Below are 15,557 nucleotides of genomic sequence, written 5' to 3'. Positions count from 1 at the left end.
TTTTGGCACGCTGTTGAGTTCTCAAGGAACGGACGCTTCCTTCGTACTCACCCTCTCGGGCTTTCCTCCGGGCTTCCCTTCGGTCTTGCGTTTCCGACTCTATCAGATCATTTTCTGACCCGATTCCCTGTCGGCGGGATTGTCTTTGGTCTCCTGGCTTTCGCCCGTCGCCCTTTCGACATTCACTACGTTAGCCGATTCCCTCGGCGACTCATAATCGAGTTCCGCGCGTTCGCAATTCAGTGTGCGGGCACACCGAAATCGCCCCCGCTGAGAGGGAGTCGTAGGTAGTGGGTTGGCCACTTCCGGCTGCAGGCGATCGCCGTACCCGGTTCAAGCGGCTCGGGCTACATTACGGACCCCCCAAGGGCGCGTCAAGTTGAGCGACGACGGGGTGCATGGGCCCGATAAGGGCTCACCGTAGGGTCGTTGGTGATCCAGAAGCGCCAGGGGTGGACGCCCCCGTCGCCGGCCACGCCGGTGCGCGGACCGCTGCTCACCTGGCCGGGGGTGACCGGGGTGCCCGTCAGGACCGTGATCGGTGCGGCCCCGGGGGCGCAGGCATCCGTACCGTCGAGGGCCCTGTCCACGCCCAGGGCTGTGGCCAGGCGGGCCGGGCCTTTGGCCAGTTCCTTGTCGTTTCGGGCTGAAATTCGACGTTTGTGGGCCAGTTCGGCGCCCCCGATGATCTCGCCGGCACGGAGCAGGACTCCGCTCGCCGTGCCCTCGGGGCCGCACACCAGGTTCATGCAGTGCCACATGCCGTAGGTGAAGTAGACGTACACATGGCCGGGCGGACCGAACATCACGCTGTTGCGGGGTGTGGGGCCGCGATAGGCGTGGGAGCCGGGGTCGTTCGGGCCGTCGTACGCCTCGACCTCTGTGAGGCGCAGTTCGATCGGACCGTCCGGGGTGGTGCGGACGAGGACGCGGCCCAGGAGGTCGGGAGCCACCTCCAGTACCGGCCGGTCGAAGAACTCCCTGGAGAGGGGCGTACGGTCAGCGGGCGCGATCATGCCGTCCGAGCGTAGTGCAGGCGTGTCCCGGTGAACGGGGTGGCCAGGAAGCTTCCGCCTTGCCAGGGTGAGGCACGGAACCGGCCACGGCCGGATCGCGTTTCTAAGGATCAAGGGATCGCAAGGATCGCTGGAGAAGGAGAGACATGGCGTTCAAGAAGCTGCTCGCGAGCCTGGGTGCCGGTGGGGCTTCGGTCGAGACGGTGTTGACAGAGGTCAACGTCGTTCCGGGCGGTGTCGTCCAGGGTGAGGTGCGGATCCAGGGCGGTTCCGTCCCCCAGCAGATCGAGGGTCTGTCCGTCGGGCTCCAGGCCAAGGTCGAGGTCGAGGGCGGTGACCAGGAGTACAAGCAGGACGTCGAGTTCACGAAGGTGCGGCTGGGCGGTGCCTTCGAGGTACAGGCCGGGGCCGTGCACACCGTGCCGTTCGGGCTGGAGATCCCCTGGGAGACGCCGGTCACGATGATCGACGGTCAGCCGCTGCGGGGGATGAACATCGGGGTGACCACCGAGCTGGCGATCGCGCGTGCCGTCGACTCCGGTGACCTGGACCCCATCAACGTGCACCCGTTGCCCGCGCAGAAGGCGATCCTGGATGCCTTCCTGCAGCTGGGCTTCCGTTTCAAGAACGCGGACCTGGAGCGCGGTCACATCCGCGGTACGCGGCAGAAGCTGCCCTTCTACCAGGAGGTCGAGTTCTTCCCGCCGTCGCAGTACCAGGGCCTGAGCCAGGTCGAGTTGAGCTTCGTCGCCGACGAGAACGCGATGGACGTCGTGCTGGAGATGGACAAGAAGCCGGGGCTGTTCAGCGAGGGCAGTGACACCTTCCGGTCGTTCCAGGTGGGGCTGCACGACTACCAGAGCACGGACTGGGCGGCGTACCTGAACCAGTGGCTGGCCGCGGTCGGCAGCAAGCGCAACTGGTTCTAGGACGAGTTAGGACGAATGAGGGAGGGGCAGGCGACGCCGTTCGGCGTTGCCTGCCCCTCCCTTCTGCTCGCGCAGGGTGGTGAGTTCGGTGGTGGTGAGGGCGCGGCGGACGAGCCGGAGCTCGTCCAGAGAGCCCTTGAAGCCGTACGGCGACTAGGCTGGTCGCCAAGGCCATCAGGGTCGTGATCAGGGCTCTTCGGCGTATGTCGTGTCTGTCCTGTACGTGGTGTCTGTCGCCGGAATTGATCTTGAACGGGTCATCGGGCCAACGTGGTCATTACAGTTGGCGGTTGGGTGACGCGGGACGCCCTGATGCCTTGCCGACTCGATCCGATTCCATCAGGAGGTACTCAGGTGACCGAGCTGAAGAGGCCGCCGCTGCCGCACGACTTCCATCCGCCCGTGCCGTCGTTCACGGTCACGAGTGAGGATGTCGAGGCGGGTGCGACGCTCAAGGACGCTCAGGTCTACGCGTCCGGCAACACCTCGCCGCAGCTGCGGTGGGAGGGGTTCCCGCCGGAGACCAAGAGTTTCGCCGTGACCTGCTACGACCCGGACGCTCCCACGGGCAGCGGGTTCTGGCACTGGGTCGCGTTCGACATCCCGGCCTCCGTGACCGAGTTGGCGACGGGTGCGGGCAGCGGCAAGTTCGAGGGGCTGCCCGAGGGCGTGGTCCAGGCGCGCAACGACTACGGCACGAAGGACTTCGGCGGTGCCGCGCCGCCGGCCGGGGACGGTCCGCACCGGTATGTGTTCACCGTGTACGCCGTTGACCAGGAGAAGTTGGGCCCGGACGCGGACGCGTCTCCCGCGTTCGTCGGTTTCAATCTGCGGTTCCACGCGATCGCGCGTGCCCAACTCGTCGGTGAGTACGAGGTTCCCGCCGAAGACTGACGTTCATTGAACGTTTGCCCGCCTCTGGTCTTGGAAGTGATCAGAGGCGGGCATTTTTTGTGCCGGGGGTCCGGGGGGCGTCCCCCGGTGAGCACAGATATTGCGTTGTCCATCTCGGCGTGCCCGGCCAGAGTTGATCCAAGCCCGCCATGCGGTGGGCCGGTGAGCAGAGGAGGTGGGCTGGATGCGGGACACGCTGGTACTGAACGCGAGCTTCGAGCCGCTGTCGACGGTGACGTTGAACCGGGCCGTCGTTCTGGTGCTGCAGGACAAGGCTGTTGTCGAGCAGGCCCACCCCGAGATCCGTATGCGCGGAGCGGCGGTCGACATACCCGCGCCGCGGGTGATCAGGCTCTGCCGCTATGTCCGCGTGCCGTTCCGAAGACAAGCTCCGTGGTCGAGGCGGGGTGTGCTGGTCCGGGACCGGCACAGGTGCGCGTACTGCGGTCGGCGGGCGACCACTGTCGACCACGTGGTGCCGCGGGCGCAGGGTGGGCAGGACTCGTGGTTGAACACGGTCGCTTCGTGTGCGGAGGACAATCACCGTAAGGCGGCGCGGACTCCGGAGCAGGCGGGGATGCCGCTGTTGCGGCAGCCGTTCGAGCCGACGCCGGCTGATGCGATGCTGTTGGCTTTGGGTCAGGATGACTTTGATGCGCTGCCTGAGTGGTTGGGGCAGCCTGCGGCGTAGTTGTGTGCGGGTGGGACTTCTTTGGGTCCACCGGTTGTTCGTTGGCTGCGGGTTCGTTGTGGCTTGTCGCGCAGTTCCCCGCGCCCCTTTGGGGCGCGGGGTTTCCAGCAGCGTCACTCTGTGATTGACGGCTTTTCTCGGCGTTCCGTGGGGGCGTCCGTGTTGCCTCCGCCGCCTGAACCGCCGCCCATGCCGCCGAAGTTGCCCATGGCTCCGGAGAGGCCCTTGAGGGCGTCGCCGATTTCGCTCGGGACGATCCAGAGCTTGTTGGCGTCGCCCTGGGCGATCTTCGGAAGCATCTGGAGGTACTGGTAGGAGAGGAGCTTCTGGTCCGGGTCGCCGGCGTGGATGGCCTCGAAGACCGTACGGACGGCCTGGGCTTCACCTTCGGCGCGCAGGGCGGCTGCCTTGGCCTCACCCTCGGCGCGCAGGATCGAGGACTGCTTCTCACCTTCCGCCGTGAGGATCTGGGACTGGCGGATACCTTCGGCGGTGAGGATCGCGGCGCGCTTGTCACGGTCGGCGCGCATCTGCTTCTCCATCGAGTCCTGGATGGAGGTCGGCGGCTCGATCGCCTTCAGCTCGACGCGGTTGACGCGGATGCCCCACTTGCCGGTGGCCTCGTCGAGGACTCCGCGCAGGGCCGCGTTGATCTCCTCGCGGGAGGTCAGGGTCCGCTCCAGGTCCATGCCACCGATGATGTTGCGGAGCGTGGTGACGGTGAGCTGCTCGATTGCCTGGATGTAGCTGGCGACTTCGTAGGTCGCGGCCCGGGCGTCGGTCACCTGGTAGTAGATGACGGTGTCGATGTTGACGACCAGGTTGTCCTGGGTGATCACCGGCTGCGGCGGGAACGGCACGACCTGCTCACGGAGGTCGATGCGGTTGCGGATGGTGTCGATGAAGGGAACGACGATGTTCAGGCCCGCGTTGAGCGTTCGCGTGTAACGGCCGAACCGTTCCACGATCGCGGCACTGGCCTGTGGAATGACCTGGATGGTCTTGATCAGGGCGATGAAGACCAACACCACCAGGATGATCAGGACGATGATGATGGGCTCCATCGTGGCTCCCCGTACCCTTCTCCGCCTCGGCGCGCTTACGGAAAGATCTTATGCCTGTTGAAGATCTTGCTTGTTGAAGATCTTGCTGGTCGAGTGTGACAGACCGTCGGCTGCCTCGTGCACGTTCCGTTCACTTGCGTCGTGCGAGGTCACATGACGATCGCCGTGGCCCCCTCGATCTCGACGACGTCCACCTCTTGGCCTACCTCGTAGGCGACTTGGGTGTCGAGGGAGCGGGCCGACCAGACCTCTCCGGCGAGCTTGATCCGGCCACCACCGGAGCCGTCGACGCGTTCCAGGACGACGGCCTGTTTGCCCTTCAACGCGTCGATTCCGGACAGGAGTTGGGGGCGATCGGCACGATGCCGGGTCGCGATGGGCCGTACGACGGCGATGAGCGCGGTCGACACGACGGCGAACACCAGCACCTGGACGACGAGTCCGCCGCCGAGTCCGGCCGCGCAGGCAGCCGCCAGGGCGCCCACGGCCAGCATGCCGAGTTCCGGCATCGCGGTCACCACGAGCGGGATACCCAGCGCCGCCGCGCCGACGAGCCACCACACCCATGCGTCGATGTCGTCCACGTCGTCATGGTAGGTCCGCGGGCCTGGTCACCGACAGGGCGCCGATCAACTTGGCACAGGCTTCTTCCAGTTGTTTTACAAGGCAGCTCATGTGCCGTGCGCCGTCAGGCCATTGGCAGGCCCTGCGCGGTCCAGCGTTCGCCGCGCTGCTCGACGACGAGGGGGAGGCCGAAGCACATCGACAGGTTGCGGGAGGTGAGTTCGAGTTCCAGGGGGCCGGCGGCGAGTACCTTGCCCTGCCGGATCATCAGGACGTGGGTGAAGCCCGGCGCGATCTCCTCCACATGGTGCGTCACCATGATCATGGAGGGCGCGATCGGATCACGGGCGAGACGGCCGAGACGGCGTACAAGGTCCTCCCGGCCGCCGAGGTCGAGGCCGGCGGCGGGCTCGTCGAGGAGCAGCAGCTCGGGGTCGGTCATCAGGGCGCGCGCGATGAGGGTGCGCTTGCGCTCACCCTCGGAGAGGGTGCCGAAGCGGCGGTCGAGGAAGTCGCTCATGCCGAGGCGGTCGAGGAACGCGCGGGCGCGCTGCTCGTCGATGTCCTCGTACTCCTCCTGCCAGCCGGCCGTCATGCCGTACGCGGCGGTCAGCACCGTCTGGAGCACGGTCTGGCGCTTGGGCAGCTTGTCGACCATGGCGATGCCGGCCATGCCGATGCGCGGGCGCAGTTCGAAGACGTCGACCTTGCCGAGGGTCTCGCCGAGGATGGTGGCGGTGCCCTGGCTGGGGTAGAGGTAGCTGGACGCGAGGTTCAGGAGGGTCGTCTTACCGGCGCCGTTCGGGCCGAGGATGACCCAACGTTCGCCCTCCTTGACCGACCAGGAGACCTGGTCCACCAGAGCCCGGCCCTCGCGGACCACGGATACGTCCTCCAGCTCCAGAACATCGCTCATGAGCGGGTTGTCTCCCATTGAAGTGTCGGCCAGTCTCGCGTTCGTGTGCGCCTGTGGGCGCAGCCCCCCACGAAATCTACGCCACCGGTCGGCCGGTCCCGCCCCTCGGTCGGTCCTTAGGGTGGAGGCATGCTCTCGGAACCACGCTCAGGACGACTGGCCGCATGGGGAAATGCCCTGTTGGCCGGACTTGTTTCGCCGGACGACGCGGTAGTGGCCATCGTCGGGGAGGATGCCGTGCACCGGGTCGAGGGGCTGCCCGGTGAATCGGCGCCCGTCGGTCTCACGCTCGCGCTGGGGCGGCTGCGGACGCTCGGTGCGTCCGGGCTGCGGATCGCGCTGCCCGCGCCCGGGCATCCGCTCGGGCTGAGCGGGCCCCCCGAGTTCAACGCGCGGGCGCTGGACGCGGAGGAGGCGGTGATCTGCGAGGACGCCGCGCTGGGGCTGGTGCCTGAGGTGTACGAGGCCGGGCCGGCCGGGGACGTACACGTCGAGGTCGTCTGGCACTGTCTGCCCGTACGGGAGGCGCCGCCCGCCGATGTGCCGTCCCTCGGGGAGGCCGAGCGGGAGTTGGCGGAGGCGTTGCGGGACGCGACGGCGGTGTTGTCGCGGCTGGACGTCGCCGGGTCGGGGCCGGTCGCGGAGGCGGCGATCGACGCGTACCGGGCGCGGGCGGAGGTTGGGCGCGAGGTGTTGGCGCCGGGGTATCCGCCGCGGGCGGTGCGGGTGCTGGAGTTGGCGCAGCGGGTGGGGTTGCTGATCTCGGTGGCGTCCGAGAACGGGCCCGGCGGGGCGGTCAGCGCGTCGGAGATCGCGGCGCGGGCTGAGGCGTTGCGGCCGGTGGAGCGGACGGCTCGGCGGGCGCAGGTCGCGGCGTACAACTCCGTTGTGGTGGAGCGGGGGGTGCGGTGAGGTGTGATCGGGGCTGCGGGTCGGTTGGTGTGGGCGTCTCTGGGGGCTGCCGCCCCCAGGCCCCCGCTTCGGCCTGGACGGCCTCGTCCTCAAACGCCGGACGGGCTGAAGATGCGGGCCGGTGCTTGAGCGGCTCACCCTCGGACACCGGGACGGGCTGACACTCAACGCCGAGAGCCCCGCGAACCGTTCTCGTTCGCGGGGCTCTCTGGGACCGTCCGGCGTCAGTCGTTCACGCCGTTGTTGCCGAAGGCCGGGTTCAGCAGGCCGATGACGTTGACGCTGTTGCCGACGGCGTTGACCGGGACGTGCACGGGGACCTGGCCGAGGTTGCCCGAGCCGACGCCCGGGGACTTCGCGGTCACGCCGTGGGCGCCCGAGTCTGCGACCGCGATACCGGCACCCGCGCCCGCGGCGGCACCGGCGATGGTGACGGCCACGGCGGCCTTCTTGGCGATGTTCATGGGAAGCGTCCTCCTGCGATTGCGTGGGCGACCCGGCCGCGGGTCGTACGCTGCGCAACGCGGGAGGGGTGCCGGGCGATACGGATCCCTACGACGAAATGCCCGTTTGGGGCAATCCGCGACACCCGGCCGGCCTCCTCTCCCCGGTTCCTCAGTGGTTGAGGCCGAGGTTGCCGAACGCGGGGTTCAGCACGCCGATGACGTTGACGCTGTTGCCCACCGCGTTCACCGGGATGTGCACCGGGGCCTGGATGAGGTTGCCCGAGGCGACACCCGGCGAGCCGACGGCCTTGCCGTCCGCGTGCGCGCCGTCCGTGGCGGAGGCGAAACCGGCGCCGGCGGCGACCAGGCCACCCGCGACCATCGTGACAGCAGCGGCCTTCTTCAGGTTCTTCACTTCTGAGCCCTCCCATTGCGTTCACCGCGGCAGGTCGCCGCAGCACGCACTGAAGAACGCCGGAGATCCCCGAAGGATGCGCCATCCGGGGGACATTCCCACGACGGTATGAATCTCAGCCCGGAAGGGAACGCTCCGAATTGCCGGTCATCCGGTCACACCATGACGTACCGCCCACAACGCCGCCTGCGTCCGGTCCGCCAGGTCGAGTTTCATCAGGATGTTCGAGACGTGTGTCTTGACCGTCTTCTCGGACAGGACCAGGGCTCTGGCTATCTCCCGGTTCGAGCGGCCGTCCGCGATCAGGGTCAGTACTTCCCGCTCCCGCTCGGTGAGCGAACCGCCCCTCCCCTGGCCCGAGTGGGTCTCCTCCTGGGTCAGCAGCGCGCCCGCGACCTCGGGCTGGAGCAGGATGTGCCCGGCGTGCACGGAGCGGATGGCGCCCGCGAGGGCGTCGGGGTCGATGTCCTTGTAGACGTACCCGGCGGCGCCCGCGCGCAGGGCCGGGACCACCGTGCGCTGCTCCGTGAAGCTCGTGACGATCAGCACGCGCGCGGGGTTGTCGAGTTCGCGGAGCTTGCGCAGCGCCTCGACGCCGTCCATGCCCGGCATCTTGACGTCCATGAGGACGACGTCGGGTTTGAGTTCCTCCGCGCGGTCGACTCCCTCGGCGCCGTCCGACGCCTCGCCCACGACCTCGATGTCGCCCTGCACTTCGAGGAACGTGCGCAGGCCGCGGCGGACCACTTGGTGGTCGTCGACGAGCAGCACCTTGATTGCGTCAGCCACCGGGGACCTCCATCTCGATCGTGGTGCCCTTTCCGGGCACCGACTGCACATCCAGCCGGCCGCCGGCGCCGCTCGCCCGGTCCCGCATGGAGACCAGGCCGAGGTGGCGTCCGGCGCTGCGTACCGCCGTCGGGTCGAAGCCGCCGCCGTCGTCGGTGATGCGCAGGGCCGCGCCCTGGCCGCGCTTCGTCAGGGTCACCTCCACCAGGGCCGCCCCGGAGTGCCGCAGCGCGTTGTGCAGGGCCTCCTGGGCAACCCGCAGCAGCGCCTCCTCCTGGGCCGCCGGCAGGGCACGTACCCCGCGGCTGTCGAAGGTCACGCGCGCGGAGTGCGCGCGGTCGAGGACCTGGACGTGGGTGGCGAGCGTGGCGATCAGGCCGTCCTCGTCCAGGGCGGCGGGGCGCAGTTCCACGACCGCGGCGCGCAGTTCGTCGGCCGCCTCCGCGGCGAGCGCGGCCACCTGCTGCAGCTCGCCCTTGGCGCGGTCGGGGTCGCGGTCCACGAGGGTGGCGGCGGCCTGGGCCGTCAGGCGCAGGGAGAACAGCTTCTGGCTGACCGCGTCGTGCAGTTCGTGGGCGAGGCGGGAGCGTTCCTCGGCGATGGTCAGTTCGCGGCTGCGTTCGTAGAGGCGGGCGTTGGTCAGGGCGATCGCCGCGTGCTGGGCGAGGATCGACAGGAGTTCCTGGTCGTCCTCGGTGAAGCCGCAGCCGCCGTCCTGCTTCGCGGAGTTCTTGTTGGCCAGGAACAGGGCTCCGAGCACTTCGTCGCCGTCCCGGATCGGCAGGCCCAGGAAGTCGGACATGTCGGGGTGGGCGGAGGGCCAGCCCTCGAAGCGCGGGTCCTTGCGGACGTCGGCGAGGCGCTCGGGCCGGGCCTCCTGCAGCATCGCGGCGAGGATGCCGTGCTGGCGCGGAAGCGGGCCGATGGCCTTCCACTGGGCGTCGCTGACGCCGTCGACCACGAACTGGGCGAAGCCGCCGTGGTCGTCCGGGACGCCCAGCGCCGCGTACTGCGCGTCGAGCAGCTCTCTGGCGGAGGCGACGATCGTCTTGAGGACGTCGCGCACCTCCAGATGCCTGCTCATGGCCAGCAGCGCGGCGCTCACCGCGGACAGACCGGACCGTGGTCCTTGACTCATGTCCTCACGGTACCGGCGGGGTGTGACAGTGCGTATCGGACCTGTGGCGGGCCTGCCTGGGTCCGATGGCCTAGGCCGAAGGGCCCCACCCTATTGCGGCCCCCGGACGAGGCGGCCCGGACGGTCCCGTTCCTACGTTGGGTGCACTGCCGATCACGGCAGCCTGGGACGAGGGGACGCATGTCATGCCGGTAGCGATCATCACGGGGGCTTCCAAGGGTCTGGGGCGGGCGCTGGCCTCGGCGCTCGCACAACGCGGCTGGGACCTCGTCCTGGACGCCAGAACCCCGGAGGCCCTGCATGCCACCGCCGAGGCGCTCTCGGCGCACGGAGGGCGGGTGGAGGCCCTACCAGGGGACGTCACGGACGTCGGTCACCGGGTCGGGCTGGTCTCGGCGGCGTGGAACCTGGGCGGCGTCGATCTGCTGGTGAGCAACGCGAGCGCGCTGGGCGCCGAACCCCTCGTACGGCTGGAGGGGCTGCCCCTGGAGGGACTGCGGCGGGCGCTGGAGGTGAACGTGGTGGCCGCGCTGGGCCTGGTCCAGGAGGCGCTGCCGCTGCTGCGGGAGTCCGCGGCCGGGACGGTGATCGCCGTCAGTTCGGACGCGGCGGCCGAGGCGTACGAGACATGGGGCGGCTACGGGGCGTCCAAGGCGGCCCTCGATCAGCTGGCGGCGGTGCTCGGGGAGGAGGAGCCCGGGGTGCGGGTCTGGGCGGTCGACCCCGGTGACATGGGGACGGACCTGTACGCGGCGGCCGTACCGGACGACGACGATCCGCGTCCCGAGCCCGGCAGCGTCGTACCCGCGTTTCTGCGGCTGCTGGACGAGCGGCCGGCCAGCGGGCGGTACTCGGCGCCGTCCCTGCTGGAAGTGCGATGACGCTGACAGTGCGGGTGCCGGAGGAGTTGTCGGCGCGGGTGCCGGCCGAGCAGCGGGGGCCGGGGCTGGACCGGGACGACGTACGGCTGCTCGTGTCGCAGGGGACCGCGGTGTCGCATCACGCGTTCGCCGAGCTGCCCCGGCAGTTGCGGGCCGGGGATCTGCTCGTCGTCAACACGTCGCCGACGCTGGCCGCCGCCGTGGACGGGTGGATCGGGCACGCGCGCGTGGTGGTGCATTTCTCGACGCGCGGGGACGACGGGCGGTGGGCCGTAGAGCTGCGGGATCCCGACGGAACGGGCACCACGCGCGCGCGTGCGGGCGGGCCCGCGGGAACGGCCGTACGGCTGCCCGGGGGCGTACGGCTGGCCCTGGAGGAGCCGCTGACCGCGTGCGGTGCCCGGCTGTGGTGGGCGCGGGCGGACGGGCAGGTGCCGCCCGTGCTGCGGGCGCACGGGCGGCCCATTCGTTACTCCTATACGGAACGGGACCAGCCGCTGGCCCTCTACCAGACGGTGTTCGCGCTGCCGTCCCGCGACGGGGCGGGCAGCGCGGAGATGCCGAGTGCCGCGCGGCCCTTCACCGCTCGGCTGGTGGCAGAGCTGGTGAGCCGGGGTGTGCAGTTCGCGCCCGTCCGGCTGCACACCGGGGTCGCGTCGGCGGAGGCGCACGAGCCGCCGTACCCGGAGCGGTTCGCGGTGCCGGAGACCTCGGCACGGCTGGTCAACGCCGTACGCGCCGGGGACGGGCGGGTCGTGGCGGTCGGTACGACGGCGGTGCGGGCCGTGGAGTCCGCGGCCGGGCCGGACGGTGTGGTCCGGGCGGCCGAGGGGTGGACCGACCTGGTGGTGACGCCCGAGCGCGGGGTACGGGTCGTCGACGGGCTGCTGACGGGGCTGCACGAGCCTCAGGCGTCGCATCTGCTGATGCTGGAGGCGGTCGCGGGGCGGGCGGCCATCGACCGTGGGTATGAGGAGGCGCTGCGCGAGCGGTACCTGTGGCACGAGTTCGGGGACGTGCATCTCCTCCTTCCGGCGGAGGCCTGAATCAGGAGCCTCACGCTGAGCATTGCTCTCGCAACTATTGGTGAGATGCGCCTGCGGCCCGTGTGACCCCGCACATAGGACGCACATCACTTACTAGGGGGCATAGGAGACAAAGACTCACACGGTGAGCGGGAAAGACGCTCCGATCTGTCCTATTTTGCCCTTCACGGGTCCACTACCCCTCGTAGTACGTCACACCTTTGCCACACAATTTTGCGGCCGCTAAGAATGGCAGCCGTCGCTCAGCGCCGCGGGTTCCGCCCGCGGCGTTCGTGCCGGAAGCACCACTGTCCCCACCGGACGCCGAGCGACCTCCGCGCTATTCGAAGAGGTCCACCGCCATGCCCAAGAACACCGCCACTTCCGGTCATAGTCGCAAGCTGACCAGGATCCACAAGTTCTCGATCGCCGGTGTCGCCACGCTCGGCGCCGCCGCCCTCGCGTTCACCGCGGTGCCGGGCAACGCGCAGACGACGTCCGAGGCCGTCTCCGCCGCCCCGGTGGTGTTCAGCCAGAGCCAGATCAAGGACGTGAAGGCGAGCGTCACCGACCAGCTGGCCGGCGCGACCGTGAAGGCGGAGGCCGCCGCGGCGAAGAAGAAGGCAGCCGACGCGGCTGCCGCCAAGAAGGCCGCCGCCGCGAAGAAGGCAGCCGCCAAGAAGAAGGCCGCGGCGAAGGCGGCGAAGGCGCGCGCCGCGAAGGCGGCCGCGAGCCGGTCCGCCAAGCGCGCCGCGATCAAGAAGGCCGCCGTCAAGTCGTACAGCAACAACCTCGACGGCTGGATCAAGGAGTCCCTGGACATCATGAAGTCCAAGGGCATCCCCGGTACGTACAACGGCCTGTACCGCAACATCATCCGGGAGTCCTCGGGCAACCCGAACGCGATCAACAACTGGGACATCAACGCGATCAACGGCACCCCGTCGATCGGTCTGCTGCAGATCATCAAGCCGACCTTCGACGCGTACCACGTCTCGGGCACCGTCCACAGCCAGTACGACCCGGTCGCCAACATCACGGCCGCCGCCAACTACGCGGCCGACAAGTACGGCTCGATCGACAACGTCAACGGCGCGTACTGAGGCCGCGCGGACCTCTCGTACGCCGAAGGGCGGCACCCCCACCGGGGTGCCGCCCTTCACCGTCGTACGGGCACGGTCACTTGCGCATGACCTCGGGCTCGTGGCGGCGCAGGAAGCGGGCCACGAAGAAGCCGCAGATCACGCCGAGGGCGATCAGGGCGACCATGTCGATGCCCCAGGCGGTGGCCGTGTGGTCCCACAGGGGGTCCGTGTTGCCGGGGTCGTCGACGTTCGGGCTGATCTTGTTGAAGTCCAGCGTGGCGCCGGCGGCGGCGACCGCCCAGCGGGACGGCATCAGGTACGAGAACTCGTTGACGCCGATGTTGCCGTGCAGGATGAACAGGCAGCCGGTGAACACGACCTGGATGATCGCGAACATGACGAGCAGCGGCATGGTCTTCTCGGAGGTCTTCACCAGGGACGAGATGACCAGGCCGAACATCATCGAGGTGAAGCCGAGCGCCATGATCGGGATGGAGAGTTCGAGCAGCACGAACTTGCCGAAGATCAGACCCTCCTCCGGGATCGTGCGGCTGGCGAAGCCGATCGCGCCGACCATGAGGCCCTGAAGGACCGTGATGAAACCGAGGACGATCACCTTGGACATCAGATACGCGGAGCGCGACAGGCCGGTGGCGCGCTCCCGTTCGTAGATGACCCGTTCCTTGATCAGTTCGCGGACGGAGTTCGCGGCGCCGGCGAAGCAGGCGCCCACCGCGAGGATGAGGAGGACGGTGGTGGCCGTGCCGTTCGGGATGTTGACGCCGTTCCTGGCCAGCTTGCCGGGCAGCAGGGTCTTGTCCGGGTCGATGAGCAGGCTCACCGCGCCGAGCACCGCGGGCAGGATCACCGTCAGCGCCAGGAAGCCCTTGTCGGAGACGATGACCGCCGTGTACCGCCGGATCAGGGTCATCAGCTGGGAGCCCCAGCCCTGCGGCTTGGGCGGGCGCATGGCCTGGGCGGGCGGCATGTGTACGGACTGCGGGGCGACGGCGTCGATGTCCGCGGCGTACATCTGGTAGTGCTGCGAGCCCTTCCAGCGGCCCGCCCAGTCGTAGTCGCGGTAGTTCTCGAAGGCGGAGAAGACATCGGCCCAGGTGTCGTACCCGAAGAAGTTCAGGGCCTCCTCGGGCGGACCGAAGTACGCCACCGCGCCGCCCGGCGCCATCACCAGGAGCTTGTCGCACAGCGCGAGTTCGGCCACGGAGTGCGTGACGACGAGGACCGTACGGCCGTCGTCGGCCAGGCCGCGCAGCAGTTGCATGACATCGCGGTCCATGCCCGGGTCGAGGCCGGAGGTCGGCTCGTCCAGGAAGATCAGCGACGGCTTGGTGAGCAGCTCCAGGGCCACCGAGACGCGCTTGCGCTGGCCGCCGGAGAGGGAGGTGACCTTCTTCTCCTTGTGGATGTCGAGCTTCAGCTCGCGCAGCACCTCGTCTATGCGGGCGTTGCGCTCGTCCGTCGTGGTGTCGGCGGGGAAACGTAGTTTGGCCGCGTACTTGAGGGCCTTCTTGACGGTCAGTTCCTTGTGCAGGATGTCGTCCTGCGGGACCAGGCCGATGCGCTGGCGCAGCTCGGCGAACTGCTTGTACAGGTTCCGGTTGTCGTAGAGGACATCGCCCTTGTTGGCCGGCCGGTAGCCCGTGAGCGCCTTCAGGAGCGTCGACTTGCCGGAGCCGGACGGGCCGATGACCGCGATCAGCGACTTCTCCGGTACGCCGAAGGAGACGTCCTTGAGGATGTCCTTGCCGCCGTCCACGGTGACCGTCAGATGGCGGGCCGAGAAGGAGATCTCGCCGGTGTCGACGAACTCCTCGAGCCGGTCGCCGACCAGGCGGAACGTGGAGTGGCCGACGCCGACGATGTCGTTCGGGCCGAGCAGCGCGGTACCGCCCTTGGCGATCGGCATGCCGTTGACGTACGTGCCGTTGTGCGAGCCCAGGTCACGGATCTCGAAGCGGCCGTCGGGCGTCGCGTGGAACTCGGCGTGGTTGCGGGAGACCTGGAGGTCGGAGACGACCAGGTCGTTCTCCAGCGCGCGGCCGATGCGCATCACCCGGCCGAGGAGCAGCTGGTGGAAGGTGGTCGGGCTGCGGTCGCCGTACACCGGCGGCGCCCCCGCGCCCGGCTCCGGCCCCTGCTGCTGCGGGATCGCGGCGGGCTGCTGCTGCGGCTCGGACCGCGGCCAGCTCTGCTCCGGTGCCTGCTGCTGCGGCGGCTGCTGAGCCCAGCCGGGGCTCGCGCCCTGGGCCGCGAACGGCTGCTGCTGCGGCTGTGCCACCTGCGGTGTCGCGACCGAGGCGGCACTGCTGGACAGGTTCAGCCGCGGGCCGTCGGTGGCATTGCCGAGATGGACGGCCGAGCCCGGCCCGATCTCCATCTGGTGGATGCGATGCCCCTGCACGAAGGTGCCGTTGGTGCTGCCGTGGTCCTCGATGGCCCAGCTCCGGCCCCCCCAGCTGATCGTGGCGTGCCGCCAGGAGACCCTGGCGTCATCGAGCACGATGTCCCCCTGCGGATCACGTCCGAGGGTGTAGGGCCTGGACGAATCGAGCGTCCAGGTCCGTCCGTTCAATTCGAGTACGAGTTCAGGCACTCCAGCCCCACTGAGTTGTCCCCCGAAATTAGCCCCAACACGGGGAGTCTAGGGATGTCGAACATCGTGGGGAACTATTTCAGGCTCAGCCCCCTGACCGAAAGTCGGGCCTTGCGGACGGCGCGTGCAAGCGGGCGGCCACGCGCCGTTGACGGGGTGGAAACCGGCCCGGAGAGTG

16 protein-coding genes are annotated in these 15,557 nt (G+C 69.0%); 7 read left to right on the top strand and 9 right to left on the bottom strand.

What is annotated here, in order from left to right; all coding sequences use genetic code 11:
* Window positions 1-374: 374 nt before the first annotated feature.
* Window positions 375-1,016: a DNA-3-methyladenine glycosylase gene (locus tag ACWDR4_RS39770; RefSeq protein WP_450415798.1), complete on the bottom strand. Its 642-nt coding sequence runs from the start codon at window positions 1,014-1,016 to the stop codon at window positions 375-377.
* A gap of 146 nt (window positions 1,017-1,162) precedes the next feature.
* On the opposite strand from ACWDR4_RS39770, the gene ACWDR4_RS39765 reads away from it, so the two are divergent.
* The 3 genes from ACWDR4_RS39765 (at window position 1,163) to ACWDR4_RS39755 (ending at window position 3,530) form a co-directional block, all read left to right on the top strand.
* Complete coding sequence (locus ACWDR4_RS39765; RefSeq protein WP_450415796.1) at window positions 1,163-1,945, top strand: sporulation protein; 783 nt, start codon at window positions 1,163-1,165, stop codon at window positions 1,943-1,945.
* 354 nt (window positions 1,946-2,299) lie between these two features.
* Complete coding sequence (locus ACWDR4_RS39760; RefSeq protein ID WP_450415795.1) at window positions 2,300-2,839, top strand: YbhB/YbcL family Raf kinase inhibitor-like protein; 540 nt, start codon at window positions 2,300-2,302, stop codon at window positions 2,837-2,839.
* Window positions 2,840-3,023: 184 nt separating this feature from the next.
* Entirely contained in the window at window positions 3,024-3,530 is a 507-nt protein-coding gene (locus ACWDR4_RS39755) for an HNH endonuclease (RefSeq protein ID WP_369033723.1), read from the top strand.
* Between the two features lie 113 nt (window positions 3,531-3,643).
* On the opposite strand, the gene ACWDR4_RS39750 is transcribed toward ACWDR4_RS39755, so the two are convergent.
* From ACWDR4_RS39750 to ACWDR4_RS39740, 3 genes are all read right to left on the bottom strand, one after another.
* A complete protein-coding gene (locus tag ACWDR4_RS39750) occupies window positions 3,644-4,594 on the bottom strand; it encodes an SPFH domain-containing protein (protein WP_450415793.1) in 951 nt (316 codons plus the stop codon).
* A 149-nt stretch (window positions 4,595-4,743) separates the two neighbouring features.
* Entirely contained in the window at window positions 4,744-5,178 is a 435-nt protein-coding gene (locus ACWDR4_RS39745) for an NfeD family protein (protein ID WP_450415791.1), read from the bottom strand.
* Window positions 5,179-5,282: 104 nt separating this feature from the next.
* Entirely contained in the window at window positions 5,283-6,074 is a 792-nt protein-coding gene (locus tag ACWDR4_RS39740; RefSeq protein WP_450415789.1) for an ABC transporter ATP-binding protein, read from the bottom strand.
* A gap of 129 nt (window positions 6,075-6,203) precedes the next feature.
* On the opposite strand from ACWDR4_RS39740, the gene ACWDR4_RS39735 reads away from it, so the two are divergent.
* A complete protein-coding gene (locus ACWDR4_RS39735; protein WP_450415788.1) occupies window positions 6,204-6,986 on the top strand; it encodes a hypothetical protein in 783 nt (260 codons plus the stop codon).
* Between the two features lie 224 nt (window positions 6,987-7,210).
* Here the strand turns inward: ACWDR4_RS39735 and ACWDR4_RS39730 are convergent, their stop codons facing one another.
* The 4 genes from ACWDR4_RS39730 to ACWDR4_RS39715 all read right to left on the bottom strand — a co-directional run bounded on the left by ACWDR4_RS39730 (window position 7,211) and on the right by ACWDR4_RS39715 (window position 9,774).
* Window positions 7,211-7,450, bottom strand: coding sequence for a chaplin (locus ACWDR4_RS39730; RefSeq protein WP_450415786.1), 240 nt, complete (start codon window positions 7,448-7,450; stop codon window positions 7,211-7,213).
* A gap of 151 nt (window positions 7,451-7,601) precedes the next feature.
* A complete protein-coding gene (gene chpE / locus ACWDR4_RS39725; protein WP_450415785.1) occupies window positions 7,602-7,847 on the bottom strand; it encodes a chaplin ChpE in 246 nt (81 codons plus the stop codon).
* 147 nt (window positions 7,848-7,994) lie between these two features.
* The gene (locus tag ACWDR4_RS39720) at window positions 7,995-8,636 is read right to left on the bottom strand and encodes a response regulator (protein WP_450415783.1); all 642 of its coding nucleotides are present in this window, start codon (window positions 8,634-8,636) and stop codon (window positions 7,995-7,997) included.
* Complete coding sequence (locus ACWDR4_RS39715; protein WP_450415782.1) at window positions 8,629-9,774, bottom strand: GAF domain-containing sensor histidine kinase; 1,146 nt, start codon at window positions 9,772-9,774, stop codon at window positions 8,629-8,631. Before ACWDR4_RS39715 ends, ACWDR4_RS39720 begins: the two co-directional genes overlap by 8 nt.
* 185 nt (window positions 9,775-9,959) lie before the next feature.
* On the opposite strand from ACWDR4_RS39715, the gene ACWDR4_RS39710 reads away from it, so the two are divergent.
* The 3 genes from ACWDR4_RS39710 (at window position 9,960) to ACWDR4_RS39700 (ending at window position 12,783) form a co-directional block, all read left to right on the top strand.
* Window positions 9,960-10,655, top strand: coding sequence for an SDR family NAD(P)-dependent oxidoreductase (locus ACWDR4_RS39710; RefSeq protein WP_450415780.1), 696 nt, complete (start codon window positions 9,960-9,962; stop codon window positions 10,653-10,655).
* Complete coding sequence (locus tag ACWDR4_RS39705) at window positions 10,652-11,701, top strand: S-adenosylmethionine:tRNA ribosyltransferase-isomerase (RefSeq protein ID WP_450415779.1); 1,050 nt, start codon at window positions 10,652-10,654, stop codon at window positions 11,699-11,701. The genes ACWDR4_RS39710 and ACWDR4_RS39705 overlap by 4 nt, the downstream gene beginning before the upstream one ends.
* 341 nt (window positions 11,702-12,042) lie before the next feature.
* Complete coding sequence (locus tag ACWDR4_RS39700) at window positions 12,043-12,783, top strand: transglycosylase SLT domain-containing protein (RefSeq protein ID WP_450415778.1); 741 nt, start codon at window positions 12,043-12,045, stop codon at window positions 12,781-12,783.
* Between the two features lie 76 nt (window positions 12,784-12,859).
* On the opposite strand, the gene ACWDR4_RS39695 is transcribed toward ACWDR4_RS39700, so the two are convergent.
* A complete protein-coding gene (locus tag ACWDR4_RS39695; protein ID WP_450415776.1) occupies window positions 12,860-15,379 on the bottom strand; it encodes an FHA domain-containing protein in 2,520 nt (839 codons plus the stop codon).
* Window positions 15,380-15,557 lie beyond the last annotated feature (178 nt).

This window comes from Streptomyces sp. NPDC000878 (assembly GCF_053599695.1).
The sequence above is the reverse complement of the archived record's forward strand: the minus strand, read 5'-3'. Positions and strand labels throughout refer to the sequence as shown.

Bases quoted from the DNA above. Each gene is read 5' to 3' on its own strand.
- ACWDR4_RS39735 (WP_450415788.1), top strand. From the start codon at position 6,204: ATGCTCTCGGAACCACGCTCAGGACGACTGGCCGCATGGGGAAATGCC.
- ACWDR4_RS39705 (WP_450415779.1), top strand. From the start codon at position 10,652: ATGACGCTGACAGTGCGGGTGCCGGAGGAGTTGTCGGCGCGGGTGCCG.
- ACWDR4_RS39765 (WP_450415796.1), top strand. From the start codon at position 1,163: ATGGCGTTCAAGAAGCTGCTCGCGAGCCTGGGTGCCGGTGGGGCTTCG.
- ACWDR4_RS39755 (WP_369033723.1), top strand. From the start codon at position 3,024: ATGCGGGACACGCTGGTACTGAACGCGAGCTTCGAGCCGCTGTCGACG.
- ACWDR4_RS39740 (WP_450415789.1), bottom strand. From the start codon at position 6,074: ATGAGCGATGTTCTGGAGCTGGAGGACGTATCCGTGGTCCGCGAGGGC.
- ACWDR4_RS39715 (WP_450415782.1), bottom strand. From the start codon at position 9,774: ATGAGTCAAGGACCACGGTCCGGTCTGTCCGCGGTGAGCGCCGCGCTG.
- ACWDR4_RS39700 (WP_450415778.1), top strand. From the start codon at position 12,043: ATGCCCAAGAACACCGCCACTTCCGGTCATAGTCGCAAGCTGACCAGG.
- ACWDR4_RS39730 (WP_450415786.1), bottom strand. From the start codon at position 7,450: ATGAACATCGCCAAGAAGGCCGCCGTGGCCGTCACCATCGCCGGTGCC.
- ACWDR4_RS39750 (WP_450415793.1), bottom strand. From the start codon at position 4,594: ATGGAGCCCATCATCATCGTCCTGATCATCCTGGTGGTGTTGGTCTTC.
- ACWDR4_RS39770 (WP_450415798.1), bottom strand. From the start codon at position 1,016: ATGATCGCGCCCGCTGACCGTACGCCCCTCTCCAGGGAGTTCTTCGAC.
- ACWDR4_RS39710 (WP_450415780.1), top strand. From the start codon at position 9,960: ATGCCGGTAGCGATCATCACGGGGGCTTCCAAGGGTCTGGGGCGGGCG.